At 35.4% G+C, this 26,376-nt stretch carries 18 protein-coding genes and 1 pseudogene; 7 read left to right on the forward strand and 12 right to left on the reverse strand.

The window, feature by feature from the left end; all coding sequences use genetic code 11:
- Positions 1–7,210 (reverse strand): right-handed parallel beta-helix repeat-containing protein (locus tag Q0W04_RS06720; protein WP_298501364.1); only part of this gene is annotated, 7,210 nt, incomplete at its 3' end.
- A gap of 302 nt (positions 7,211–7,512) precedes the next feature.
- On the opposite strand from Q0W04_RS06720, the gene Q0W04_RS06725 reads away from it, so the two are divergent.
- Together Q0W04_RS06725 and Q0W04_RS06730 are read left to right on the forward strand one after the other, a co-directional pair.
- On the forward strand, positions 7,513–8,967 hold the full coding sequence (locus Q0W04_RS06725; protein ID WP_298501365.1) for a sodium-dependent transporter: 1,455 nt from the start codon (positions 7,513–7,515) through the stop codon (positions 8,965–8,967).
- A gap of 61 nt (positions 8,968–9,028) precedes the next feature.
- Positions 9,029–10,102: a LytS/YhcK type 5TM receptor domain-containing protein gene (locus Q0W04_RS06730; RefSeq protein ID WP_298501366.1), complete on the forward strand. Its 1,074-nt coding sequence runs from the start codon at positions 9,029–9,031 to the stop codon at positions 10,100–10,102.
- Positions 10,103–10,142: 40 nt separating this feature from the next.
- Here the strand turns inward: Q0W04_RS06730 and Q0W04_RS06735 are convergent.
- From Q0W04_RS06735 to Q0W04_RS06760, 7 genes and pseudogenes are all read right to left on the reverse strand, one after another.
- Positions 10,143–10,268, reverse strand: a pseudogene (locus Q0W04_RS06735) (DHHA1 domain-containing protein); the annotation flags it as partial.
- 485 nt (positions 10,269–10,753) lie between these two features.
- A complete protein-coding gene (locus Q0W04_RS06740) occupies positions 10,754–10,984 on the reverse strand; it encodes a hypothetical protein (protein WP_298501368.1) in 231 nt (76 codons plus the stop codon).
- 112 nt (positions 10,985–11,096) lie between these two features.
- On the reverse strand, positions 11,097–11,546 hold the full coding sequence (locus Q0W04_RS06745; RefSeq protein ID WP_298501369.1) for a hypothetical protein: 450 nt from the start codon (positions 11,544–11,546) through the stop codon (positions 11,097–11,099).
- Positions 11,547–11,753: 207 nt separating this feature from the next.
- Complete coding sequence (locus tag Q0W04_RS10580) at positions 11,754–12,101, reverse strand: hypothetical protein (RefSeq protein ID WP_366938637.1); 348 nt, start codon at positions 12,099–12,101, stop codon at positions 11,754–11,756.
- Positions 12,089–12,475, reverse strand: coding sequence for a pectate lyase-like adhesive domain-containing protein (locus Q0W04_RS06750; RefSeq protein ID WP_298501370.1), 387 nt, complete (start codon positions 12,473–12,475; stop codon positions 12,089–12,091). Before Q0W04_RS06750 ends, Q0W04_RS10580 begins: the two co-directional genes overlap by 13 nt.
- Before the next feature lie 175 nt (positions 12,476–12,650).
- Complete coding sequence (locus Q0W04_RS06755) at positions 12,651–13,292, reverse strand: fibrillarin-like rRNA/tRNA 2'-O-methyltransferase (RefSeq protein ID WP_298501371.1); 642 nt, start codon at positions 13,290–13,292, stop codon at positions 12,651–12,653.
- A 3-nt stretch (positions 13,293–13,295) separates the two neighbouring features.
- Positions 13,296–14,447: an NOP5/NOP56 family protein gene (locus Q0W04_RS06760; protein WP_298501372.1), complete on the reverse strand. Its 1,152-nt coding sequence runs from the start codon at positions 14,445–14,447 to the stop codon at positions 13,296–13,298.
- 109 nt (positions 14,448–14,556) lie between these two features.
- Here Q0W04_RS06760 and Q0W04_RS06765 point away from each other — a divergent pair, with 109 nt between their 5' ends.
- From Q0W04_RS06765 to Q0W04_RS06785, 5 genes are read left to right on the forward strand one after another with little or no spacing between them, the layout of a single operon-like run.
- Positions 14,557–15,096, forward strand: coding sequence for a glycosyl transferase (locus tag Q0W04_RS06765; protein ID WP_298501373.1), 540 nt, complete (start codon positions 14,557–14,559; stop codon positions 15,094–15,096).
- A gap of 24 nt (positions 15,097–15,120) precedes the next feature.
- Complete coding sequence (locus Q0W04_RS06770; protein WP_298501374.1) at positions 15,121–16,032, forward strand: dihydroorotate dehydrogenase; 912 nt, start codon at positions 15,121–15,123, stop codon at positions 16,030–16,032.
- A 2-nt stretch (positions 16,033–16,034) separates the two neighbouring features.
- Entirely contained in the window at positions 16,035–16,835 is an 801-nt protein-coding gene (locus tag Q0W04_RS06775) for a dihydroorotate dehydrogenase electron transfer subunit (protein WP_298501375.1), read from the forward strand.
- Positions 16,836–16,850: 15 nt separating this feature from the next.
- A complete protein-coding gene (locus Q0W04_RS06780) occupies positions 16,851–17,855 on the forward strand; it encodes an AI-2E family transporter (protein ID WP_298501376.1) in 1,005 nt (334 codons plus the stop codon).
- The gene (locus Q0W04_RS06785) at positions 17,856–19,646 is read left to right on the forward strand and encodes a DNA-directed DNA polymerase (RefSeq protein ID WP_298501377.1); all 1,791 of its coding nucleotides are present in this window, start codon (positions 17,856–17,858) and stop codon (positions 19,644–19,646) included.
- A gap of 21 nt (positions 19,647–19,667) precedes the next feature.
- Here Q0W04_RS06785 and Q0W04_RS06790 read toward each other — a convergent pair whose 3' ends face one another.
- The 4 genes from Q0W04_RS06790 to Q0W04_RS06805 all read right to left on the reverse strand — a co-directional run bounded on the left by Q0W04_RS06790 (position 19,668) and on the right by Q0W04_RS06805 (position 26,251).
- Positions 19,668–21,944: a hypothetical protein gene (locus Q0W04_RS06790; RefSeq protein ID WP_298501378.1), complete on the reverse strand. Its 2,277-nt coding sequence runs from the start codon at positions 21,942–21,944 to the stop codon at positions 19,668–19,670.
- A 216-nt stretch (positions 21,945–22,160) separates the two neighbouring features.
- A complete protein-coding gene (gene comC, locus Q0W04_RS06795) occupies positions 22,161–23,189 on the reverse strand; it encodes an L-sulfolactate dehydrogenase (RefSeq protein ID WP_298501379.1) in 1,029 nt (342 codons plus the stop codon).
- 26 nt (positions 23,190–23,215) lie between these two features.
- The gene (gene purM, locus Q0W04_RS06800; RefSeq protein ID WP_298501380.1) at positions 23,216–24,235 is read right to left on the reverse strand and encodes a phosphoribosylformylglycinamidine cyclo-ligase; all 1,020 of its coding nucleotides are present in this window, start codon (positions 24,233–24,235) and stop codon (positions 23,216–23,218) included.
- Between the two features lie 102 nt (positions 24,236–24,337).
- Positions 24,338–26,251 (reverse strand): beta-CASP ribonuclease aCPSF1, encoded by a 1,914-nt coding sequence (locus tag Q0W04_RS06805; RefSeq protein WP_298501381.1) that lies wholly within the window; start codon positions 26,249–26,251, stop codon positions 24,338–24,340.
- Between the last annotated feature and the right edge of the window lie 125 nt (positions 26,252–26,376).

A 26,376-nucleotide genomic window follows, 5' to 3' on the forward strand; every position in this document is an offset into this window, starting at 1 on the left:
CAGTTAAACTGCTGCAGTTGTTGTAGATTGCCCCACCGTCGTATGCATCATTGTATTTAAATGCTGAATTGGATATGGTTGATTCACCTTCGTTAGTGTAGATTGCTCCTCCAGTTTCAGCCCTATTATTCATGAACTGTGAGTCCGCTACTGATAATGAATTGGTACTATAGATTGCACCACCTACTTCACCAGCATGATTGCTGTTGAACTGACATCCGATGACAGTCATATTTCCTTTTGAATAGGCTGCTGCACCGGATTTCTCCGCATTGTTTGCTGTGAAATTGGAATATGAAATCACAACATCACCATCAGCACCATAGAAGGCACTGCCATCAACTGCGGAATTATTTTCAAAGTCACAATTGGAGACTTTGCCGTTGACACCATTCCAATACAGAGCACCGCCAAGATTTGCGGAATTGTTTGTGAAATTACAGTCTGAAACTTGAGTGTCATGAGCAATTGCCTGTACAGCACCACCATACCTTGCAGAATTATCAATGAATGTACAATCTGAAATTGTATTATTGAGAGATTCATCCAAATCAATAGCACCACCATAAGTTGCAGAATTATTTATGAAACTGGAATTTGAAACACAAATCCCCTCAATCATGTCTGCATAAATGGCGCCGCCGAAATAAGCATTGTTATCTGCAAAGTTACAGTTATCGATTTTAACATTATTTGAATCGACGAAAAGGGCACCACCGTCACTCTTAGCGGAGTTATTTGTGAAATTACAGTATGAAACTTGAGAATCATCACATCCGGTAAGGTCTAAAGCGCCGGAACCTCTGCCGGCAGAATTATTGGTAAAACTACAATCGAAAATATTGACATTATAACAATCTTTACACGCAACGGCTCCTCCGTAATAATCAGCAGAGTTATTTATGAAATTAGACCCTGAAACATTAAGATGAATACTGTCAGCACCATAAATGGCACCACCATATTTAGCGCGATTATTTATGAATAAACAATCTAAAATTTCACAATCGGCAGCATTATCTAATTCAATGGCGCCTCCTGAACCATCGACAAGGTTATTCATGAAAATACAGTTAGAAACAGTACCGTTATGACCTGCCCATTCAACAGCACCACCATTATCCGCAACATTGTTTATAAAAGTACAGTCAGTAAGCAAACCATTATTACCAAACCAGTTGACAGCAGCTCCGGCATATGAAGCTCCATTGACAAAAGTAATATTTTTAATTGTTACGTTGTCTGAAATAACAAGGAACATTCTCATTTGTTGTTTACCATCCAATGTGAACCCTGCACCATCTATTGTAATATTTTTATTAATCCCAATTCCAAAAATAAGTAAATCTGTAAGTGGGTTGAAGGTGTAGTTTTTATCAAGTGTCAATGTGCCGTTAGCATTGTCGATTAATTTCTGCAATGTTGAAAAGTCATCAGTGACATTCACAACATTGATTTCAGCAGTTTCTATGGTTAAATTTGATAAGTAAGTATCTCCTATGGTCACAGGGTATGAACCTATTTTATCTGAAGTGAAATTACCTTCAAAATCTTGATACCTATTATTGAATACATAATCGATTTTGGTATTGTTGACAAGCAAATCAAAGTCATTAACATTAATCAAGTTATAATTATCATCCTGGAAATATAAATAAACCTCAACGGTTTCATTTAGATGTTTGTAGACAGTCCTATTTTTTAAAATGACACAGGTAACGCTTGATGTGATATCTCCACCGTATGCTGAATAGATTTGAGCCTCATCGTCATTTACAGTATTGTTTGACAAGTATAACTTATTGATTGCACCATTATAAATGGCAATTCCATCATCTGAAACGCTGTTCTCGAATTTTGAGTTTAAAATCCTGGCATTATAATGAGAAAGATATACTGCGCAGCAGTCATTGTCAATGAATTGACAGTAATCTACGATTAAAGCGTTATTCTTATTGAAACTTTCATAGAATAATGCTCCGTTATCTTCTGCACGGTTTGATTTGAAAATTGTATTGTTGACTGTAGCATTTGAATGCAAAGCCAATGCCGCAATGGATCTGTTTGCATAATTGCTGTCGAATGTACAATTGTCAATTAAAACATCCCCACTTGAAACTTCGATTGCTCCGTAGTCATATGCTCCGTTTTCAACGAATTCTGTATTTCTGATTTCAGTGGTTGCAGAGTTAGCCGCAACTGCTCCGCAATCCTCTGCTTCATTTGAAATGAATTTTGAATCGGCAATCACCAAATCATCACCGCTAAAGTAAATGGCTCCTCCGAGTGTGGCATTGTTTGCTGTGAAGTTGGAATTGGTTGCAACAATATTGCCTTCAGCATATATTGCCCCTCCTTTTTCAGCAGTGTTGTTGATAAATATAGCGTTTTCAACATTGGTTAAATTTGCCCAAAATGCAGCATAAATGGCTCCACCTTGAGTTGCACGATTATTTATAAATTTACAATTGGAAATGTCAGATATAGCATCTATCCAAAAACTGATGGCACCTCCTTTTTCAGCAGTATTATTAATGAAAATACAGTCTGAAATATGAGCCCTCTTATCGGAATCAATGGCTCCACCACCCATGGCGGAATTATTTATGAAAATACAATTGAAGGTTGTGTGGTTTGTGGATACTGAATATGCAATGGCTCCACCAGTAGCGATATAAGCAATGTTGTTTGTAAAATTGCAATCTGAAGTCTGAATATCTAAACAATCATCCCAGAAAACCGCACCTCCATATTCAGCAGAATTACCAGTGAAAATACAATTTGAAATTATGGAATTGTTGCAGCCGTCTGCATAAATGGCTCCTCCTTTAAAACGGACAGAATTGTTTATGAAAGTACTGTTTAAAACTTTAAAATTCTTACTATTCTCAATATTAATGGCGCCGCCAGTACCTATAAATGATTTAGCTGAATTTCCTATAAATTTGGAATTGGAAACAACACCATTACTGCCAGTCCAGTCAATAGCTCCACCATCCCTAGCGGAATTGTTTTCGAATAAGCAATCTGAAACTGTCATGTTAAATCCTCCCAAGAAGAGGGCACCGCCATACTTAGCTGAATTGTTAACAAAAATACAATTTGAAATAGAACCTGTACTGTTGTCATTCCAGTAGATGGCACCACCGTTGAAGGATGATTTGGCATTGATGAATGTAATATTTCCAAGTGTTGCATTACCTGATAAAACATTGAATATGGCTGCCTGGCCAATAGCATCAATTGTAAATCCTGCACCGTCTATTGTGATATCATTATTAATCATAATACCTTCATCAAAGTCAACGTCAGTGAGAGGGTTGAAGGTGTAGTTCTTATCAAGTGTCAATGTGCCGTTGGCATTGTCAATCAATTTCTGCAATGTTGAGAAGTCATCGGTGACATTCACAATATTGATTTCAGCAGTTTTCATAGTTAAATTTGATAAGCTAACATCTGATATGGTCACAAGATATGATTCCAGTTCATCTGAAGTGAAATTGCCCATATAAACCTGATACATATCATTAAATGCATAACTGATTTTGGTATTGTTGACAAGCAAATCAAAATCACTAACCTGCATCAGGTTATCATTATCATCAATGAAATATAAATAAACCTCAACGGTTTCATTTAGATGTTTGTAGACAGTCCTATTGTTTAAAATGACACAGGTAACGCTTGATGTGATATCTCCACCGTATGCTGAATAGATTTGAGCCTCATCGTCATTTACAGTATTGTTTGACAAGTATAACTTATTGATTGCACCATTATAAATGGCAATTCCATCATCTGAAACGCTGTTCTCGAATTTTGAGTTTAAAATCCTGGCATTATAATGAGAAAGATATACTGCGCAGCAGTCATTGTCAATGAATTGACAGTAATCTACGATTAAAGCGTTATTCTTATTGAAACTTTCATAGAATAATGCTCCGCATTCTCTTGCACGGTTTGCTTTGAAAATGGTATTGTTGACTGTAGCATTTGCACCCAAGGATAATGCTGCAACGGATCTGTTTGCATAATTGCTGTCGAATGTACAATTCTCAATTAAAGAGTTACCCTTGTAAACCCCCATTGCACCATAATAATGCGCTCTGTTGCCAGTGAATTCTGTATTTATGATTTCAGCAGTTAAGGATTCAATAACAACTGCTCCGCAATCCTCTGCTTCATTTGACATGAATTTTGAATCGGCAATCAATAAATCATCACCGTCAAAGTAAATGGCTCCCCCATCGGAATATTCGCCATTTGCAATATTATTTGAGAAGATGCCTGCGCCAACAGTTAAATTACTGTCATTACAATAAACTGCTCCTCCGCGTGAGGCTTTGTTTGCTGTGAAGTTGGAATATTCAATATAACATTCAGCAGCACTAGCGATTGCTCCACCGTATATTGCCTCATTGTCTTTGAATGTTGAATCATATGCTTCAAGATATACAAAATCAACAGCACCACCGGAAAACGCAGAGTTGTTGATGAAATTGGAGTTTTCAACATATCCGTCATATCCATAAACTGCACCTCCACTTTGATGGTAAGTATCATCTTCAAAAGTAAAGTTGCCAAATCCTACATGGTGATTAGTGAAAGTTGAATTAACTATGTCAACATAATATGAATATACGGCTCCTCCGGATTTCGCATGGTTGCTGTCAAATGTTGAATTAACAATTGCGACATATTCGTTAGTATATATTGCTCCACCCATAGTCGCATTATTTTCACTGAAATATGAAGTTTTAAGATGTAAATCAACATATGCATATATTGCACCAGCCAAATCGGCAGAATTACTTATAAAACTGCAATTATAAAGTTCGCCGGTGCTATTCCAGAAGATTGCTCCACCTATATTCGCAAGGTTATTTTCGAAACTGCAATTGAAAACATTACCGTCAGCACTGTTCCAATTTAAAGCACCACCCAATCTTGCAGAATTATTTACGAAACTATTATTATAAACAGTAGCATTAGAAGCATCTAACCATGATATGGCACCACCATAATTAGCGATATTGTCTGTAAAGGTACAATTATAAATTTTGTCATATTTACAGCCTGCTGAAATAATAGCACCACCCTCTCTAGCGAAATTGCCTACAAAACTACAATTATAAATCTCAGGATTGCTGACATAAACCAAATAAATTGCTCCACCCATATATTTAGCATGGTTATCCTCAAAAATACAATTGGAAATGACAGAATCACTGCATCGATATATATGAATAGCTCCACCGCCTGTTGTGTGTGCAGAGTTATTTGTGAAAATACAATCTGAAATTTGAGCGTTATAACCTCCACTGCTGATAGCTGCACCGGACCAACGACCATAGTTATTTATGAAAGTGGAACCTGAAACCCTGAAGTAACTGCCATAAGACTCAAGAGCACTGGAATATCTAGCAGTGTTATTTATGAAAGTAGAGTTAATAACCATACCTCTGTTACCATACCATACTGCAGCAGAACCTGATGAAGCCTGATTGTTTGAAAAACTGCAACCGATAATCTTACCGTCACCGCCGTCCCAATATATGGCTCCTCCATCACTTTTACAGTAAGCATTGATGAATGTGATATTTGTAAGTGTTACATTATCTGACTTAACATTGAATATTCTTGCCTTGCCCATTCCGTCAATTGTAAATCCTGCACCATTTATTGTGATATTCTTATCAATCACAATACCATTATAAAGGCCATCATCAGTGAGATTGTTGAAAGTGTAGTTTTTATCAAGTGTCACTGTGCCGTTAGCGTTGTCGATTAATTTCTTCAATGCTGAAAAGTCATCAGTGACATTCACTACAACTATTTCACCATTCTCGGAAGTTAAATTGGTTAAACTGGCACTTGTTATGTATACTGTGTATGATTCAAGTTTTTCTGCGGTGAAATTGGCTTCATAGAAATGGTTTTCCTCATTAAAAATGCAATCAAGTTTGGTATCGTTGACAAACAAATCAAAGTCGTCAAACCTTATCAAATTGTCATTATCATCATAAAATTCGAAATAGATCACAATGCTTTCATTTAAATGCACGTAGTGAGTTTCATTGCTTAATATGTAAGCAAATACATGTGAGGTGATTTTTCCACCATAACTGTAGATTTCATCGTAGTAAGAGTAAATGTCATTATTATGCAGGTAAAGATTACCGTAATTGTTTGTAATGGTTCTGCCATTAAAACAATCACCGTCAAATATTGAATTTAGCAGTGTCAAATTTGCATTTATAGCATTGTGTACTATATTACCTGTATCGGCGAGGTTGTCAATGAAACGAGAATTATTGATGACCAAATCGCCTGATTCATGCGCCACCATTGTATCTGCCGCAGCATTGTTGATGAAATGGGAACCATTGATTAAAGCATTTTCGCAATTTAAATATGCCACACCGACTTCCTCAACGGCATGATTGTTTTCAAATGTACAATTGTCGATTGAAACGTTACCATCATAAATTCCCAAAGCACCGTAATTTTTTGCGGTATTGTTATAGAAGTTTGTGTTGATGATCTTAACATCATTAGCTTCATCGACACCAATTGCACCTGCGAATTCTTCTGCATTGTTTGATTTGAATTCAGAATTGTTAACTAATAGAGAAGTTCCATCAAAATTGATTGCAGCGGAATTTAAATCGACAGTGTTGTTTTCAAATATGGAACTGTCAATTGCCAAATCATTGCCCACAAAGTAAACTGCTCCACCTTCCATGTTAGGATCACATGCATTATTATTTAAGAAATTACATCCGATGATTGTCAAATTACCTCTCTCAAAGTATATTGCCGCGCCGGAAACCGCATTACCATTAATGAAGTTAATGTTTTTCAGGGTAACTGTTGCATTGGCAATATTGAATATTCTTGATTGACCGTTACCGTCAATGGTATATCCTTTTCCGTCGACAGTAATGTCCTTAGTTATGTTTATTCCATCCTTATAATCCAAATCCACATCCGGATTGTAAGTATAATTTTTAGTTAATTCCAAAGTTGTTGTTGCACTGGTGACGTTGTCATTCAATTCCTTGAAATCACCAGCACCAACAGATTCATCAGTCAGTATGTCCTGTGTGACTGTATCACTGTCTTCTGCCGCAAGGTCGTCAGTCTGATTGCTGTCAACTGCACTGACTGCAGTCAAGCTGACCAATACAAACATTATCAATGCGGTCAAAATTATTTTTCGCTTAATAATATTGTCTCCTATATATTTATATAATAAAAATTTTATTTTGACAGTTATATAAAAGTTCTTCAAAAAATAGGATTTCACAACATTTTACAAATTTTTACAAAATATATTTTAAGGAGTTATAAAGGACACATGATATCTTAACCCCACACTCTATTCAAAATATGTCACATCATTCATACAAATTACTGAAAATATATCAGAATAAAAGATATAATATAATAATTGTTTTAAACAAATAATTCAATACAAAAAAATTATCGAAAATCATAACGAGGAAAAAAATGAACAAAACTTCCCAGTGGAATTCAGTATTCACATTCATAATGGCCATGATAGGACTCACCATAGGAATAGGCAACATCTGGAGATTCAGCTATGTGCTCTATTCAAATGGAGGAGGATCATTTTTCATACCTTATGTAATAGCAATTTTAGTTATGGGAATTCCATTTTTGATTTTGGAGTATGGGTTGGGATTCAGCTTTAAGAAGAGTTTTTCCAATCTGATGCAAAGCATCCGTCCCGAATTTGAAATCATTGCGTGGATGCTGGTTTTATTCGTGTTCATCGTTGTAATCTATTATATGATTATTCTAGGATGGGATTTTGCATATCTTCTGAACAGCTTCAATTTCGGATGGGGAAATGACCCCGCATCATTTTTTACAAATTATGTTGGGGGAAGTTCAAATATAATATCCTCCCAAACAATAATATTGCCTACCCTCATCTGTACACTAATCTTATGGGGTTTCTTTTGGGTAGTGTCCATCAAAGATGTGGATAATGGAATCGGAAGAGTTTCCTCAATTTTAATACCATTACTGTTTGTCATAATGATTTTCATTTTTATCTATTCATTTACATTGCCAGGATTCCATCTTGGGATAACAACGCTACTCACTCCAGACTGGTCTGCTCTTTTAAACATAAACGTTTGGCTTGCAGCTTTTGGGCAAATCATATTTTCCCTAAGCATCGGACAGGCCATGGTATATACATATGCAAGCTATCTGCCCAAAAATTCGAAACTGGTTGATGAAGTGCTTTTTGTTGTTATTGCAAACACATTATATGAGATTTTCATAGCCCTTGGAGTGTTCTCCATACTTGGATACATGTCAATATCCTCATCAATACCGATGAATGAATTGATAAGTGAAGGTACAGGACTGATATTCATCGTATTTCCACAGATATTCAATGAAATGGGTATGATGGGGCATATTTTCGCACCATTGCTGTTTATCTCAATACTATTCGCAGGAATAACATCATCATTTGCACTGTTTGAGCCTTTGCTTTCATCATTGTGCGACAAGTTTGGATTAAGCAGGAAAAAGGGAGTTACAATCCTCACAATTGTTGCATGCATCGGCACAATCATCTTTTCAACAGGCTCCAGCAGCTACTTGGTAAGCGTCGTGGACGAGTTTGTAAACAATTTCGGAATATTGATTTTGATAGGCATTCAGGCAATAATATTCGGATGGTTTTACGGAGTTGAAAAGGTCATGCCGGTACTGAACGAGTTTTCAACAATTAAAGTTGGAAAAACTTGGAAATTCATTTTGAAATATGTATTGCCTATCCTACTGATTGTTGTCTGGATATTTGGAGTTGCAAACCTGATTAAGGATGGAAACACATTCAAAATTATAGTTGATGTGATTATAGTCATTCTTGTTGTCGGACTTTCATTGCTTTTTACAAAAATGAAACCTAAAAGTCAATGAAAAAAATTTATTACTTATCATTGATAAAAGTTATAATATTAACTAAAATATAGGGCATATAATGTTAAGCAAATTAAAAAGCATGTCATTAGGCGAAAAGGGGATTTTGATATTATTTTCAATATTATTTATTTTCAATATCGCTTTTTTCATTAATGTATTTGCGTATATGGTTATCATTGAACATATTGACATTGCAATCCTGCATGACCTTTTAACAGTAATAGCTGCAATCATTATTTTAGGTTTCATTTCCACCAGACTTCCCAGACTTAAGGAAGTTACGGACGGATCCATTTATGAAATTGCCTACCTGATTATTATGGGTTTGTTAAGCCTTACCATTTCTTATTTTAATAAGTCTGCGAATGGAGAATCACTATGGGCTCCGTTTTTAGAAATGTTTAAAATGCTTTCAGTAATTTTGATTTTAACTTATATAGCAACAAAATCCAAAAGTTTCAAGGCAGTGGTTAAGGGAAACAGTTCCCCCAGAACCATATTATGGCAGATAGTCATATGTGCCGTACTAGGAATTCTTGCATCATATTTCACTATGGACGTCAACGGGGTTCCGGCCAATTCCAGGGGATTGGTCGTGATGATATCAGGATTGCTTGGAGGACCCTATGTGGGAATACCCGTTGCACTGATATCCGGTCTTTGGAGATTGACTCTAGGAGGCACTACCGCCGTAGCATGCTGCGTTGCAACAATAATGGCAGGAATAGTTGGAAGTACAGTCCATATATTGAATGGAGGCAAATTTTTAAAGTCATATAAAGCTGCACTTTTAATGCTTCTGTTTAGCGGTTTTGATATGTTCCTAATAACTGTCCTCACCCCAAGACCTGAGGGAGTCCTAATTGCCAATTCACTATATGCACCAATGACATTCGCGTCAGTTCTTGGAATAATTTTATTCAGCATATTTTTAACTGAGAAAAAAGAAGAAGTGAATGAAGAGTTGAAACAGACCATTATGGACAATACCGCTAGAATTTCAGACAACTCAGACATAATAAACCTGAATACCGACAGGATAATTGAAATATCGCTAGAATTAAAGGAGTATAAGGAAAAGGTCGACAAATTGGAACAGGAACTGAAAGAATTGAAAGACAAACACGATTAAATGATTATTTTTGCAAAATTAAAAAAAGAAAGGATAAATATTATCCTTTGATTAAATCTACTGCAGTCTGAATGGCTTCATCCATCTTATCCGCATTTTTACCTGCGCCTTGTGCCAGTGTCAGACGGCCACCACCGCCACCACCTAAAACGCCTGCAGCTGTTTTGTTATCAACAAAATTACAATTTGACACAGTACCTGAGTCCATGTTTATAACACCACCATCTCTATTTGCAGTGTTGTTAGTAAAATAACTATTAATCATGCTAGGTGGGAAATGATTGGTTACATATTTAACGTCAAAGCATGGGACAAATGTGGTTAGATGTTTAAAATAACCAAACTGTAATGGTAGTTGCAACAGAATTGGATGTGGAAAGAAGAGTAGTTTATTATATAAATGCTTTAAAAAGAGAGAGTTGTGGTGTTTAAGTGACTAGTTTAAACACCATGTGTTTTTTCTAAGGAAAATTATATATTGGCAGATTTTTTTAATTTTCCGAACGACTTGTATCAAATTAGCAAATTGTGAGAAATCTAATTTAACACAGACTAATTTTGGAGAGTATCATTATTTGACTAATGATTTTAGGCATGCCTAAATTATATTGCAACCAATCAAAAAAAGAAAAATGGTGATGTCTGTGGTTTTTACTGTCCGTTTACGACCTTCACTTCATTATATGTTGCATACAGTGAATAAATCCATATTATGAAGACAACAATACCAAAGATTTGGTTTACGAAAAGGTATAATACCTCAGCTATTATTGCAATCACTGCTAAAATGATTCCTTTCTGAACATCTCCTGCATAGATTAATCCCAAACCTGACCATATTAATGAAAGGACCAATGCAATTATCATATTCTTTTTTGCCATTATCACACCTCTTTATTTGATGAAAATACTTTGTAACATAATTTATTTAATATTTTGTTTTAATATGAAATATTATTTTTACATTCTATTGAAAATAGTGAATTCTATAACTTCATTGACATTTCCAATCAAAAGATAAATTACAATTTGTTACAGTAGTAGGGTTAAAAGAATTTCCGAAAAAGATAGCGCCACCCTTACTATCATCACCAGTTGCTTTGTTGTCAGCAAAACTACAATTTATAATCTCACCAGCATTAGAGAAATAAATTGCGCCACCATTTTCAGCGTGGTTATTCTTAAATGAAACTTCTTTAATACTGCCAGCACCAGCAGCTATTGCACCGCCGTTAATCGCAGAATTAGCAATAAATTCTCCATTGAATATAATGTTTTCAAAGCTTTCAAAGAAATTAACTCCTCCGCATTTAGGAGCAGTATTGGCAATGAAATTGCTGTTGAATGTAATGTTATGAGGAGTTTGACGATAATTTACACCCCCACTATTTAACGCTGCAGTATTGTTTATAAAATCAGCGGTGAATACACAATTTGTTGACACATCTTTGAATGTTATTGCTCCACCGTTTCCAACAGATGGATCAACTTTTCCTAAAGCTCTGTTGCTTGTGAAATAACCTGTAAAGTTATTGTTATTGGTAGTGTTGTAGAAAAATATTGCTCCTCCGCATGATTCGGCAACATTAAATGTGAAGTTTGAGTCAAATTTATTATTATTTGCCTTTTTGTAAAAAAAGATTGCGCCGCCCTAGAGTGCGTAATTGTTTTCGAAAATGCTTTCAAAACTATTGTTTTCAGCCAAACTGGAGAAAAATATTGCTCCGCCACTTGCTTTTCTTGCGTTGTTGTTATAGAATTGGGATGAAAAATTATTATTTATTGATTTCCCTTTGACATATATTGCCCCACCTGCCCGTTCAGCATTATTGTCTTTAAAACAACCAAGAACTGTTACATTATTAATGTCACTGTTAAAGTATATTGCTCCACCATTGTAAGCTGAGTTATTAGTAAAATTACAGTTTATAATTTCTAAAGTAGTATTTTCACAAATAATTGCACCCCCAGAATTAGAACAACCATTTATGAAGTTAATGTAACGTTATTTGCTGTAATATTGAATATTCTTGCAAGGCCTCCACCATCGAGTGTGTGTCCTTGTCCGTCAACAGTGAAATCTGCCTTGTCAATCACGATTCCAGTTGTATAATTAGAATCATTTTTAGGATTATACGTGTAATTTTTTGTTAATTGTATTGTGCTTGTTGCTGAGTTGGCAATTTCGGTATTTAAAGTTGAAAAATCGCTAATCTCATTTTCTCCATCTGTTAATATTTCTTCAGTATATGAATTGGATTGTGTTATTATTTCACCAGCATTAATACCATTATCTTGTGCTATTATTTCATCAGGAGCATTGTTATCTGCTGCACTTATACAAGATAAACTGATTAAAGCAAATAAAATCATTATGGTGACTATGACTTTTTGTTTAATAAAAATTCCTCATATTGTATAAACTAATATAATATTATGTTTGTTTAAATAGGATATAAAATTTTTTTTAAAGGAAAAAATGCATTGTTCTCTAATCAAAAAGATGAAGTATTTTTTGCAAAATTCTCATGAAAAATTGGTGTTTTTTTTAAAAATTTTTTTCTACAAGAAAAGCAATATGGTCTTTTTCGTAAGGTTCCAGTTTGACTTTTTCAACAATTTTAAAACCTTTTTCCTTTAATTTCTTTTCCTGTTCCTTGAAAATCTTTTTTGGCTTTTGCACTACGTCAATACTTCTGGCTTTTATCATTAAAAGACCAACACCATCATCCTTTGCAAATAAATTCATGTTTCTCATAAATAATTCGCTCTGTGTTGGCTGGGCAACATCACAGTATACTAAGTCTGATTTTTCAACTATGTTGAGATATCCTTTGGGTTTGGTTGCATCTCCTAAAATAGGAGCGATATTAATCCTTTGTCTTGAAAGTTGAACCAATTTTTTAGCTGTTGTTGGTGAAAATTCAACAGCATATATTCTTCCATTGATTGCAATGTCTGAAATGTGGGAAACTGTAGTTCCGGTTGATGCACCTAAGTACAGGACTTTTGAGGTGTCCATAATCTCCAGATTTTCCAACCCGTTTAAAAGAGCAGCAGCCAATTTTGACCTTCTAGGATTCCATATCCTATATTCCACATCTTCTTCGATTAACTCCTCGCCATAAACTGAAATTCCTGGAGTTAAATTTTTGGTGGCTATGTTTCCATCTTTAAAATAAACATTCATGGTCTATCTCCTTTTTTTCCTTTTTTTACCTTTTTTCTTCTTGTTTTTGGATTTGACCTTTTCTTCTTTCCTTTTTTTAGTGGTTTTTGTTGGAAATGGATTATTTTTCTCAATTTCTTCTACTTTTTCAATAAAATCATCATATGCATTTTCATCAAATGTTTTGGTAAAAACGTCACGTCGGACGGCCAGTGAAATCTTACCTGCAAGCATCCTTGCGATTTTTCCGCGATTCCACCATTTGGCACCTCTTACCTGCGGGTGTTGGTAAATCAAACCATATTTTGGAGGTCTGTCCCCACTTTTTAAATGCCTGAACAATGCCTTTTCAGCACCCATTATCTGGACGGTGCTTGAAGGGTATATTGCAAGTCTTTTAAGTCCTCCTGCATGGGATATTAACTTGGCGCCTAAAGATGATCCTACCAGCAATCTTAAGTTAGGTGCAATGGATTCCATTTTGGCGTCAATATATTCTTCAATATCCTTTCTTGTCTGCTGGAGATCATATATGGATTTCGCATACCTGTTCATTATTTCCAAATCCTGAGGATTGATGTCGTCCTCCAGATCAAGGACATTGGTTGGGAATGCTTCGGGCTTTGCCTCTATGATATTTTCTTTGGTTTTATTTTGGGAAATAAGTCTGATGTATGTTTCATTGCTTCTAATGACATCCATTTCAGGGAAATACAGTGCATACCATTCCCTGATTCTTTCAATCAATTTGGAAATTGTCTCATCAATCTCATCTATGGAATTAATAGCTTGTATCAGGTGTTTGTCTTCACTTGCGGATTCCTTTTTAATTTTATAGATTGCCAATCTCTGATAAATTTCTGCAATGTCTTTTTTATTCAGGCCAAATTTATCATAATTGTTTCTAAGGTATTCTCCGCCCTGATTAGGGGTTTGAATTTTGATTTTATCATTTCCGTAATCTGATAATCGCTTGTTTGATTCGATTATTATTTCATCATAGTCCTCAGAGACTTTTTTTATAATTTCAGCTTCTTCGCAAACGATTTGCTTTTCTTCAATTTCAGCCAGTCTGGTGATTATTTCAGCTTCCGGAAACAATTCCTCTGCTATCAGTTCATTTTTATCATTGAAAGCTAAAAATCCCTTAATCGAGTAAGTTATATAACATTCCATGATTTAACATATTTTTTTTATTTTTAATAAATATTATGAAAAACTTTAATTTATTTAAATGTCAAATTAAATTCTATACAAAAATTTGCTATTTTTTGGATTTGTAATTATGTCAGATGAAGGTTGGGATGATTTAAAATATGAATTGGAACTTAAAAATGCAGAAATCGATGAACTTACCATGGAGCTTCAGCAAAAAACAGATGAAATCAACAAATTGAAACTCTATTCAACAAAATTGAAGTATCAAAACAAGAATCTGGAAGATAAGCTGGACACTAAAATTGATTATGATAAGGCAACAATGAAGGAGCTCGATGACTTGTCCGAAAAAATCAAGGAAAAGGAAGAAATCATTGAAGACAAACAGGATCAGGTAAAATATCTCAGATCATTAATTGATGATTATCGAAATCAGATTACTGCAAATACAGAAAACCTGGAAGTCCAAATAAGAAAGATTTCAAAGACATATGAAGATTTGCTTAAACAGAAGGACATGATAATCGAAAAGCAGGATGAACAAATTTCCAATTTAATCAAATCCAAGGAAGAAATCATCAAATCCAATAAGACCAATGTCATTAGCTTAAAATTACAAAATGAAAAATATCAGGAAATCATTGATAAATTAACAAAAACTAATTAAACAATTAATTACAAAGTTGATATTATGTTAAAAACAAATGTTTGCGGAGTGGAATTCAGAAATCCGTTGATGCTGGCTGCAGGTATAATGGGCAGCAATGCATCATCCATGAACTGGATTTTAAAATCAGGTGCCGGAGGAGTTGTTTCAAAATCTTTTTCCCTAAATCCTCATCCGGGTTATCCAAACCCTACAACCGTTGCAGTTGAAGGAGGCATTTTAAATGCTATTGGACTTTCAAATCCTGGTGTGGATAATTTTAAAGAAGAATTGAAAAGAATTGAAAGGGACGGTAATGTTGTCATTGCTTCAATTTATGGTGCAACTCCCGATGAGTTTTCCAAACTTGTAGGGGAAGTTCAGGAATATGTTGACATGATTGAACTGAACATATCCTGTCCTCATGCAATGGAAGGTTTTGGAGCATCAATAGGTCAGGATTGCAATTTAAGTCACACAATTGTGTCAGCTGCAAAAGATGCTGCTGATGTTCCTATAATTGCAAAATTGACTCCTAATGTCACTGACATTACCGAAATCGCCAAAACCTGTGAGGATGCAGGCGCTGATGCATTGTCTCTTATTAACACATTGGGTCCGGGGATGAAAATCAATATCGACGTTGCCCGTCCTGTGCTGTTTCATAAATCAGGAGGCATGAGTGGCCGTGCAATAAAACCTATTGCTGTAAGCAATGTCTATTCAGTTTATGAAGCTGTTGACATTCCATTAATCGGTGTTGGTGGAATATATACTTTTGAAGATGTTGTTGAATTTATTTTTGCAGGTGCAAGGGCGGTTCAAATAGGCACTGCCATAATGGATGAAGGTGTTGATGTTTTCTCAAAGATTAATGAAGGCCTTGAAAGGTTTATGTCCGAAAAAGGATATGCATCAATCGATGAGATGGTAGGACTTGCACACAGGGAGTTGTAAACATGATTAACGAACCTAAAATAGTGGAAATTAAAGAGATTACTGATGAAACTCCTACAATCAAGACTTTCAAATTTGATTGGGACATGGAAAAGTTAGGTCGTCCGAATCCCGGTGAGTTTGTAATGGTCTGGAATTTCAGAAACGAAAAGCCGATGTCCATTTCCCAGATTAACGATAATGAACTGGCAATCACAGTTAAAAATATCGGTGAATTCACTTCCCAACTCCATGAACTGAAAATTGGAGACCAGATTGGTGTTAGGGGCAGCTACGGCAATGGCTTTGACAATTCCTTTGAAGGCAAAAACCTGTTGGCTATCGGTGGAGGTGTCGGAATGGCGCCTATTAATGCAATAGCCAGTGATTTGGTTAAAAAAGGAAATAATGTTGACGTTGTGGCGGCAGCAGTTACCAGGGATGAACTGTTATATGTGGATAATCTCAAAAAGTTGGGTGCCAATATCCATCCGTGCACAGATGACGGAAGTTTCGGATTTAAAGGATTTGCAACAGACTGTACTTTGGAGCTGCTTGAAAGTTCATCTTATGATTATGCATTTGTCTGCGGTCCTGAAATAATGATGAAGGGTATCTTTGATATTCTTGAAGATGCTTCAATACCTGCGCAATATTCCCTTGAAAGATATATGAAATGCGCCCTAGGAGTGTGCGGCCAATGCTGCGTTGATGGAGAAGGATGGAGAATCTGTGTGGAAGGGCCTGTCTTTGAAAACGATAAGATTTATCAGATTTCTGAATTCGGAAAATATAGAAGAGATGCCTGTGGCGTAAAATACTGATTTAAGGATGATATTATGGGAGTAGACATTAAAAGTTACTTGAATCCGCCTGTATTGCTGGTGATTTTTTTAGTTTTAGTTTCTTTAATGTTCATATTCCCGGTTTTAAACATGATTCTTCTGGGGGCAATACTTGCTTACTTGGTAAGGCCCGTTGCAGATAAGATTCAATCAAAACTAAAGTTTTCATCTGTTTCCATAATATTGGCAATGATAGCTGTTCTGATACCGTTGATAATCCTTGTAGCTTATGTATCATATGAAATCTCTTCGGTTATTACAACATTTTTGGCAAGCAATTATTATGTGGATGTTGATAAGTTTATTTCACAGCTGCCGATTAATATGGATTCAGTCAGCTCCTCGGTCAACTCTTCAATAAATGAAATTGCCCGGTATGTCTTAGGATATGCAGTTACCTTTTTAAGCAAATTCCTCAACATCAGCCTGGATTTATTTATTCTTATCTGTTCAGTATTCTATTTTGTCCGTGATGGGGACAGATGCATTAGTTTTATCAGGGATTTCGTTCCAGATGATTCCAAGGGCTTTTTTGACAAAACCTTAGAATCCATAAAGGATGTATTGAGAAGCATCTTTTACGGACACTTTTTGACATCTGTGATAATCGGTATTTTAGGCGGAATCGGATATTCCCTTTTGGGTTTTCCATATGGAATATTTCTTGGAGTTTTAACCGGTATTTTACAGTTGATTCCAATTTTTGGGCCTTGGCCAATTTACTGGGCGCTGTTCTTTGCAGACATTGCAATGGGAAATTATCCAAGGGCAGTCGTTGTTTTGCTTTTCGGATTTTTCCTAAGCACAATAGACATGTACATAAGACCTGCACTTTCAAGCCATTACGCCGAAATACATCCGTTAATATTGCTTATCGGATTTTTATCAGGTCCTTTGGTATATGGCGTTGTCGGTTTTGTAATAGGACCTTTGATTTTAGGAATAACCTACACTGTTTTGGATAACTATAGAAAGGAATATCTCATTGGAGATGAGTAAATGCAGAAAAATGTTGTTATTTTGGACATAGATTATGTTACTTTTGAAGATAAGCCCGTAATCAGATTATTTTCAAAAGATGGTGATAAAAACATTGTTTTGATAGATGACACATTTGAACCTTATTTGTATGTGGTTTCTGATGATTTTGAAGAATGCATTGAAGAGATTACAGAAAACATTGATGTCGTTCGTGTTGAAAAAGTTATCAAAAAGGATTTTCAAATTGAAAAGGAATTCCTGAAAGTCACATTTGGACATCCTCAGGATTTGGCCAAAAACAGGGATGCCCTACGAGATCTGGCAAGTGTTATCCAAATTAGGGAATTTGACATTCCGTTTTACAGAAGATATCTGATGGACCGTGACGTGATTCCAATGACTGAAGTTGTGGCCATTGGGGAAGAGTTGGATTCATTTTTAAATCTTGACAGTAAAAAGCAGGATTTGACCATTATTAAACTGACAGAGGAGTTAAAACGTGTCAAGGAATATCCTCAAAAGTTCAGGATATTGAGCTTTGATTTGGAAGTGAGAAACCCTCATGGAATGCCTGATTCTCAGGAGGATGAAATAATCATGATTGGTGTTGCCAGCAATTTCGGTGTAAATCAGGTAATTTCAACCAAAACTAACTCAGATGACAGGGATGATTTTGTCAATCAGGTTTCATCCGAGCGTGAGATGATTCAGGAGTTTGTAAAAATCATCAAACAGAATAACGTTGATATTATTGTGGGATACAATTCCGACAATTTTGATTTCCCATATCTCAAGGACCGTGCAAAGATTTTGGGTGTAAATCTTGACATTGGAATGGATGAATCTGAGGTCAAGTATATTAGAAGAGGCTATGCCAATGCGGCTTCTCTTAAAGGCTTGATTCATGTAGATTTATATCTTGTCATGAGACGCTACATGACACTTGAGAGATATACATTGGAGAGGGTTTATTATGAACTGTTCGGTGAGGAAAAGATTGATGTTCCCGGTGAGAGAATCTGGGAATTCTGGGACAATGGCGGAGAGGAGTTGGACAATCTGTTTGACTACTCTTTGGATGATGTGATTTCCACTTTAAAAATTGCCGAGCAAACATTGCCTTTGAATTTAGAGCTTACACGTATAATAGGCCAGCCATTATTTGATGTTTCACGTATGGCTACTGGTCAGCAGGCTGAATGGTTTTTAGTAAAACAGGCTTATTTTGACGGCGAAGTTGTTCCAAACAAACAGGGATCAAATTTTGCAGACAGGGCAAATGCTGAAGACAATGAAGGCGGATATGTTAAAGAACCTGAAACCGGTCTTCATGAAAACCTTGTTCAGTTTGACTTCAGGAGCCTGTATCCAAGCATTATCATTTCAAAAAACATATCTCCTGACGTGATGGTATTGGGGGATGTTGAAAATGAGGATGACTACAACATATCTCCTGAACATGGCTTGAAATTCAAGAAAAGTCCCCAAGGATTTATTCCATCAGTTATAGATAAGATTTTACAGGAGCGTTTCAGAATCAAACGTGAAATGAAGGCTTCAGAAGATGCTCAAGAGAGGATTGCCTTGGATGTTCAGCAGCAGGCCATCAAAAGACTTGCAAACACCATGTATGGTATTTACGGTTTTCCGAGATTTAGATGGTATTCATTTGAATGTGCAAAAGCCATTACTTCATGGGGAAGGCAATATATCAAATCATCAATAAAAAAAGCTGAAGAATACGGTTTTTATACAATATATGCTGATACTGATGGTTTTTACGCGAAGTATAAAAAAGAAAAAAAGTAAGAGAATTTAATTCTCTTTAATTTATTTTGTTATTTTAATACTGGATGTAGCAGATTTTGCTGTACAGTATTTGTTACCGGATGTAACTATCACTTTGTGGGTTCCAACACTTAAAGATTTAACATTTAATTGTGCAATTCCATTTGCATTGGTTTTAGCAGTGTATGTCTTAAAGGATTTGCCTGTGTAAACCTTGATTTTAACATTTATTCCTGCAATTGGTTTATTGAGTTTTGTGTTTTTCACAGTAACTTTAAAGTATGCATTTTTACCTTTTTTAGCGGTTACTTTTGCAGGAGATAATTTAGTTGGAGCTTTTTTAACAATTATTTTTGTTGTAAGTGAATTTGCGGTAAAGTTTGTGGATTCTCCTTTTGTTACAACAACTTTATAATTTCCAGGATTGTAGTCAATTTTAAGTCTTAACTTTCCGTCAGATCCGGTTTGACCAGTGTAACTGTAGTAGCTTTTAGAGGAAATGTAAACTTTAATGTTAAGTTTAGCACCGTAAACAGCTTTGTTGTTTTTGGTGTTAGTCACTTTAACAATGAAATTTCTACCTTCTTTGTAATAAGCGTTAGTAGTTACAGCACTGATTTTTACATTAGCCTTTTTTACAGTAATAGTTTTTGTAACAGGACTTGCATCATATCTGTTGTCTGCTAAACTAACTACCATTTTATGTTTTCCAACAGCAAGAGGAACTGCAAAAGTAACTGATCCTTTGCTGTTTGTCTGTAAAAGATAGTTAGCGCTTTTTGAACCAGTGTACAGTTGAATAAATACATATGCTTCTGCAATAGCTTTACCTGTTGATTTTTCAGTTAAGCTGATTGTTGCAGTATTGTCACTATTGTAGTAAATAGTGTAGTCTTTTGTATTTATTTTAGCCGGAATTTTAAGAATGGTAATATTTCCGCTTGTATTTTTATAGTTGATGTCGCTGGTGTCATTGTTGGATACACTTAACTGGTAAGTGCCTGCAATTAATCCAGAAACATTGATTTGACTAGTTCCATTTTCGTCAGTTTGGAAATAATAGTCTTTTGCAGAAGTATTTGGCATACTTAAGTGGAGAATTACTCCAGCCATTGGGGTTCCAGCTTTTGCATTGGTAACTTTGATTTCAACTTTTTTGTCGCTTTTGTAGTATTCTTTGTATGGAACAATTTCAATGTTGATTGTAGCTTTTTTAATAGTTCCATTTACACTTGCACTGCCGTTGATACCTGATCCTGCCACATTAAATACGTAGTCTCCATTTGGAGCAAATGTGTAGGTTGAAATATAAAAACCAGGATAGAAGTTTTCATTTGGTAATGCAGCAACACCTTCGGAATCGGTAGTGATTGTGGTGTCAGAGTTAATACTATATCCTCCTGATCCTGTTCTTGTAATCCAGGATAAGGATGTTGAATTTTTCTTGTTACCACTAACTTTAATGCTTCTGTTTGATAGAATTTCATTAGTGTCAACGTCAATTACTTTAAATGTGAAGTTACCTGTTGCATATTCTGTTTCGGTATTGATAGGAATAAGTTTAATGTTCCTAGCTCTATTTACTGTAGTGTTTCCACTAGCCTGTTTGCCTTCTTCAGTATAATTAATAAATAATGTAGCTGTGTCTAAAGCTAAATCATAATTAAATACTACTTTGCCATTGGTAAGTTCAAAGTCTTCAATTTCTTTAGTTTTAGTTACATTACCGTCTTTATAAGATAATGTTAATTTTAAATTATCTTTATTTATGTCGTATACGTCTACCCCATCAGTAAGTCCGATTGAAACGGTAGTCTTATTGGTACCGTTTGTCTTAACTGAAGCAGGGACGGTTATAGTATTGTTTCCAACAATTGATAAATTCATTTTGGTTGAAGAAGCAGTATAATTATCATTTCCTAAATAACTAATTATTAAACTGTGGTTACCTACAGCTAATTTATCAATAATGATAATATTGTTATTAGTATAATTGAATTTGATTGTTTTATTTGCTTCAGCAACTTTAATGTCGTCTTTTACAATGGTCACGTTATTTGACTCATTGTCTTTTACAGTCACTGGTATTTCTGCAGTTTCATTATACTTTACTTTTACATTTTCAGAAACTACAGTTGTGTCTATTTGTGTTGCATCTGCACTAGGAGCATCATCTCCTAAAACAACACTGTCTGACCCATCATTTGCTGATTGGATATCTGCATCCATTGCAGCATCACTAGCACAAACGGATCCAATGCTTATCAATAGAAATAGTGACATTACTATTAATAAGATGTGAGAGTTTTTAAGTTTCATAACTTTTAATCCTCCTTTTCGAAAAGAAAATTTTTTTTAAAAAACAGTTAAATTTTCTAGTGTTATTATTTTAAGTCCTTTTTAGCATATATAGTTTTGTTCATATTATATATAATCATTTTGTATTTATGATTTTTCAAATTGATTTTAATTAAAATGATGTGAAATAATATGTTTTGGAATTTTGTAAAAAAAAGAATTTAAGAAGAATAGCAGCTATTCTTCCATGTAGGAATCTATGTCAATGTCTAAATTGTCACAGATTTCTTTTAATTGTTCATATAGTTTTTCATCAATTGCAATTCCGTTGGTTTCAGCTTCAGCAATTCTTTTGACTTCCAAATCACCTGGAATAGCAACGGTTTCTCCGGTAGCTCTGATTTGTGAAACAAAGTCTTCAGTATGTTTGACAAATTCGTCAAAGTCACCAAATTTGGATGGGTCGATTACAACATACAAGTCCCCTTTGGTACAGTCTTTTGTTGGTGAAGCGGTTCCGCTTACGCCATGACCGTATCCTGCCTGTACGAGAGGTCCGGTTAAAATTTCAATTAATGCTGCAATTGCATATCCTTTAAAGCCACCAAATGGTAAGATTGATCCTTCAAGAGCTGCATCAGGGTCATTTGTTGGGTTTCCATCCTTATCCAATGCCCATCCGTCAGGCAAGTCGAGACCTTTTCTTTTGGATTCGATGATTTTTCCACGTGCGGTAACTGAAGTTGCCATGTCTACTGTAATGTAGGTTTCAGATGGAATACCTAATGCAAGCGGATTTGTTCCGATTAAAGGAGTGCTGCCTCCCAATGGTGCGATTGCAGGGTCGGTATTTGCAAGTACCAAACCGATGCAGTTTTCTCTTAATGCCAAATCAGAATAAAATCCTGTAACTCCGAAGTGATTACTGTTGTGAACACCAACACATCCAATACCTACTTCTTTAGCTTTTTTAATTGCTAATTGCATAGCTTTATATGATACGGCCTGTCCAAAACCGCTGTTACCATTAATTAAAGCGATTGCTGGTGTTTCTTTTTCTATAACTATGTCATCTTCCAAGTTTATGGTTCCTGCTTCGATACTAATCAAGTATTGTGGGAATCTGCCAAGTCCATGTGATGTAAATCCTTTCAAATCAGCATCTATTGTTGCTTCCGCTACAAATTCGCTGTCTTCTTCACTAGCTCCTAATTTCTTTAATATTTCCTTTACAAGAGCTATTTCATTATCCTTCATTATCTTCATTTACACACCTCTTAATTATTATCAAATCAGTATTCAATTTCAGATCCTTCAAAAGCTTTAACAGTGATTTTTTCATCATCTGTTACTTTACCGATAATTTGACAATTGCAGTATTCTTTCAAAGTATCCATTATTTTTTCAGCTTCACTTTCATCAGCAATTACGACAAAACCGACACCCATATTGAAAACTCTATACATTTCCTTGATGTCGACTTTCTGTTCGTAGATTAATTTAAATATTTCCGGAACTTCCGGAAGGTCAGTAATGTCATATCCCACACCTTTTTTAAGGCGTCTGAGATTGGTAAATCCGCCTCCGGTAATGTGGGCAAGTCCATTAATGTTATATTCTTTTTCAAATAATGCTACAATAGGTTTAACGTAAAGTTCAGTTGGTCTTATTAACTCTTCACCAATGGTGGTTTCACCATTCGGCATTTTGTCATCTACAGAAAATCCAGCATCATCAAATAAAGCTTTTCTTGCTAAACTGTATCCGTTGGAGTGGATACCGTTACTTTCAATACCTATTAAAACGTTTCCAGGTTGGATATTTTCACCTGTAATGATTTTGTCGATGTCTACAAATCCGATACCTGTTCCTGCAAGGTCAAAATCTTTAATGATTCCTGGAAGTGATGCGGTTTCTCCACCGATTATTGCAATTCTGGATTCTTCAGCACCTTTAACGAGTCCTTCTGCAATTTCAGAAGCTCTTTCAGGGTCAGGCTTTTCAACAGCAAGGTAATCCACCAAAGCTATAGGTTCGGCTCCGACACATAAAATGTCATTGACAACCATCGCAATGCAGTCAATACCTACTGTATCGTATTTGTTCATCATCTCAGCAATTAAAATTTTACTTCCAACACCGTCAGTACTCATTGCAATGGCTTTGTCTCCCAGTTTGACTAAAGCAGCATAATGACCACTGTCTGTAATAATATCTCTACATGATAATGTTGACTTGAGTTTATCGGCCAATTTTGAAACAGTAACTGCTTCAAGGTCTATGTCAACACCAGATTCTGAATAAGTAACCATATTTCACACCTATTGTTTATTTAAAGAATAAAATTAATTAATGTTGTAATATTTGCAACATTTCACATTATTAATTATATTTAATTTACTATATAATTATTATTAATGTATTCTAACACAATCTAAATTAATTGGGGTTTTAGTTTCTATTTTATAGCTTCTGTGGATTGAAGAAGCCAAGTCAACAGTCTTATAAGGGTCTCCGTGACAGGTAATGACCTTTTCAGGTCTTGGATTAAGTCTTTTGACGTATTCCATTAATTGTCTTCTGTTGGAGTGTCCACTGAATCCGTTGATGGTTTTAACTTCCATTCTTACACAGAATTGTCTGGTTCTGCCGTCATCATCTTCAAGCGGGATTTCCTTCCAACCTTTTTGGACTCTTCTTCCCATTGAACCTTCAGATTGGTATCCTACAAAGATTAATGTGTTTCTTTCATCTTCACATAACCATTTGAAGTATTCTACAGAGTTTCCTCCAGTCAGCATACCTGAAGTTGACAGGATAATTGCAGGGTCTCTGCTTTCAACAATCTCTTTTCTTTGTTCATAATTTTGAACTTTTTCAAACATTTCTGAAACGAACGGATTTCTTCCCATATGGAAAATTTGGTCTCTTAAGTCTTTGCTTAAGTATTCTGGCCTTGCGGTATGTATCGCTGTTGCCTCCCAAATCATTCCATCGATATAGATTGGAACTTCCTCGATAAGGCCATGTCTCATGTACTCCTCAAGCACGACCATAAGTTCCTGAGCCCTTCCAACTGCAAATACTGGAACCAATACTTTTCCTCCTCTTTTGAGGGTTTTGTAGATGGTTTTCATCATTTCTTTTTCAGCATTGTTTCTGGAAGGCTGTATGTCTTCTCTTCCACCGTATGTACTTTCCATGATTACGGTTTCAGCACGAGGGAATCTGATTGTTGCAGGCTCAAGCAATCTAGATGGTTCATATTTGAAATCCCCTGTATAAACAAGGTTATGGGCTCCGTCCCCAATGTGCATATGGGATATTGCTGAACCAAGAATGTGTCCTGCATTATGTAATGTCAGTCTGATGTCTGGAGAAATGTCGGTCACTTCCCCATAGTCTAGTGTAATTGTATTTTTAATAGCCTGTTTTACATGTTTTGATGTAAATGGTAGGGGATTTCCTTCCCTGTGGGCTATATCCAAATGATCGAATTGTAAAAGTGTAGTCAGATCTCTTGTTGGGGTTGTACAGTAAACAGGTCCTTCATATCCATAATGGTAAAGGTATGGTACAAATCCGCAGTGATCCAAGTGAGCGTGTGAAATAATGACTGCATCCAATTCTTCAATTGAAAATTCAGGCGCATTCAAGTAAGGGAATGCATTTTTGTTGTCGGATGCTGCAACATTAACACCGCAATCTAACAAAACACGACTATTTGGTGTTTGTAAAAGCATTGATGAACGTCCAACCTCTTTGAATCCTCCCATTGAAGTAACTCTTGCCCAGTCATTAGGGTATTTACTTCCCTGGTGAATTTGACGTCCAAGACGTTGTAACATTTTTTTTCTGTCTTTACTGTTGTTTTTCTGAATAGTTCTGATTTTTCCAATGATGTCTGAACTGATTGGAGGGGTTCTTAATATTTTAGGTGCCCATCCGGTATTTTTCACGATATTTCTTGAAGTCACACCATACTTTCCGATAACAAGACCAGGTTTTTTAGCGGTAATCACCACTTCACCGGTAACTGTATCAAAATAGATGTCGGTAATTTCAGCACCATCAGGAACTATTTCATGAATTTTGTTAATGGTAGGTTCAGGTTCAAGCAAAGCACTTTTGTCTGACCTGATAATAATCCTTTTTCTCAGTTCTTTTGCAAGTGATCTTATTAAATCACCGTTTTCTGTTATAATTTCTGGATTTTTGGTATAAACTACCACTTCAGGACCTTCAAATTCTACTTTTGAAACCTGAATTTCATTAGGTAGCTTTTGCAAAATTTCTTTTTTAATTTCTTCTAAAATATCTGAAGTCATATAATCCCTTCAAAAAAAGTTATGTGTATTAATTATAGTTTATGAAAAGCATTTAGCTATAATCAGTTGAATTTCATAAACTATCTACACAATTTATATTAAAAAATAGTTAGTTATGAAAAATT

Origin of the sequence: uncultured Methanobrevibacter sp. (assembly GCF_947170395.1) — an archaeon.
Classification (GTDB): domain Archaea; phylum Methanobacteriota; class Methanobacteria; order Methanobacteriales; family Methanobacteriaceae; genus Methanocatella.

Excerpts from the sequence above, each read along its gene's own strand:
- Q0W04_RS06760 (WP_298501372.1), bottom strand. The coding sequence starts at position 14,447 with ATGGAATGTTATATAACTTACTCGATTAAGGGATTTTTAGCTTTCAAT.
- Q0W04_RS06805 (WP_298501381.1), bottom strand. The coding sequence starts at position 26,251 with ATGACTTCAGATATTTTAGAAGAAATTAAAAAAGAAATTTTGCAAAAG.
- Q0W04_RS06775 (WP_298501375.1), top strand. The coding sequence starts at position 16,035 with ATGATTAACGAACCTAAAATAGTGGAAATTAAAGAGATTACTGATGAA.
- Q0W04_RS06750 (WP_298501370.1), bottom strand. The coding sequence starts at position 12,475 with ATGATTTTATTTGCTTTAATCAGTTTATCTTGTATAAGTGCAGCAGAT.
- Q0W04_RS06740 (WP_298501368.1), bottom strand. The coding sequence starts at position 10,984 with ATGGCAAAAAAGAATATGATAATTGCATTGGTCCTTTCATTAATATGG.
- Q0W04_RS06785 (WP_298501377.1), top strand. The coding sequence starts at position 17,856 with ATGCAGAAAAATGTTGTTATTTTGGACATAGATTATGTTACTTTTGAA.
- purM (WP_298501380.1), bottom strand. The coding sequence starts at position 24,235 with ATGGTTACTTATTCAGAATCTGGTGTTGACATAGACCTTGAAGCAGTT.
- Q0W04_RS06765 (WP_298501373.1), top strand. The coding sequence starts at position 14,557 with ATGTCAGATGAAGGTTGGGATGATTTAAAATATGAATTGGAACTTAAA.
- Q0W04_RS06780 (WP_298501376.1), top strand. The coding sequence starts at position 16,851 with ATGGGAGTAGACATTAAAAGTTACTTGAATCCGCCTGTATTGCTGGTG.
- Q0W04_RS06770 (WP_298501374.1), top strand. The coding sequence starts at position 15,121 with ATGTTAAAAACAAATGTTTGCGGAGTGGAATTCAGAAATCCGTTGATG.
- Q0W04_RS06730 (WP_298501366.1), top strand. The coding sequence starts at position 9,029 with ATGTTAAGCAAATTAAAAAGCATGTCATTAGGCGAAAAGGGGATTTTG.
- Q0W04_RS06755 (WP_298501371.1), bottom strand. The coding sequence starts at position 13,292 with ATGAATGTTTATTTTAAAGATGGAAACATAGCCACCAAAAATTTAACT.
- comC (WP_298501379.1), bottom strand. The coding sequence starts at position 23,189 with ATGAAGATAATGAAGGATAATGAAATAGCTCTTGTAAAGGAAATATTA.
- Q0W04_RS06790 (WP_298501378.1), bottom strand. The coding sequence starts at position 21,944 with ATGAAACTTAAAAACTCTCACATCTTATTAATAGTAATGTCACTATTT.
- Q0W04_RS06725 (WP_298501365.1), top strand. The coding sequence starts at position 7,513 with ATGAACAAAACTTCCCAGTGGAATTCAGTATTCACATTCATAATGGCC.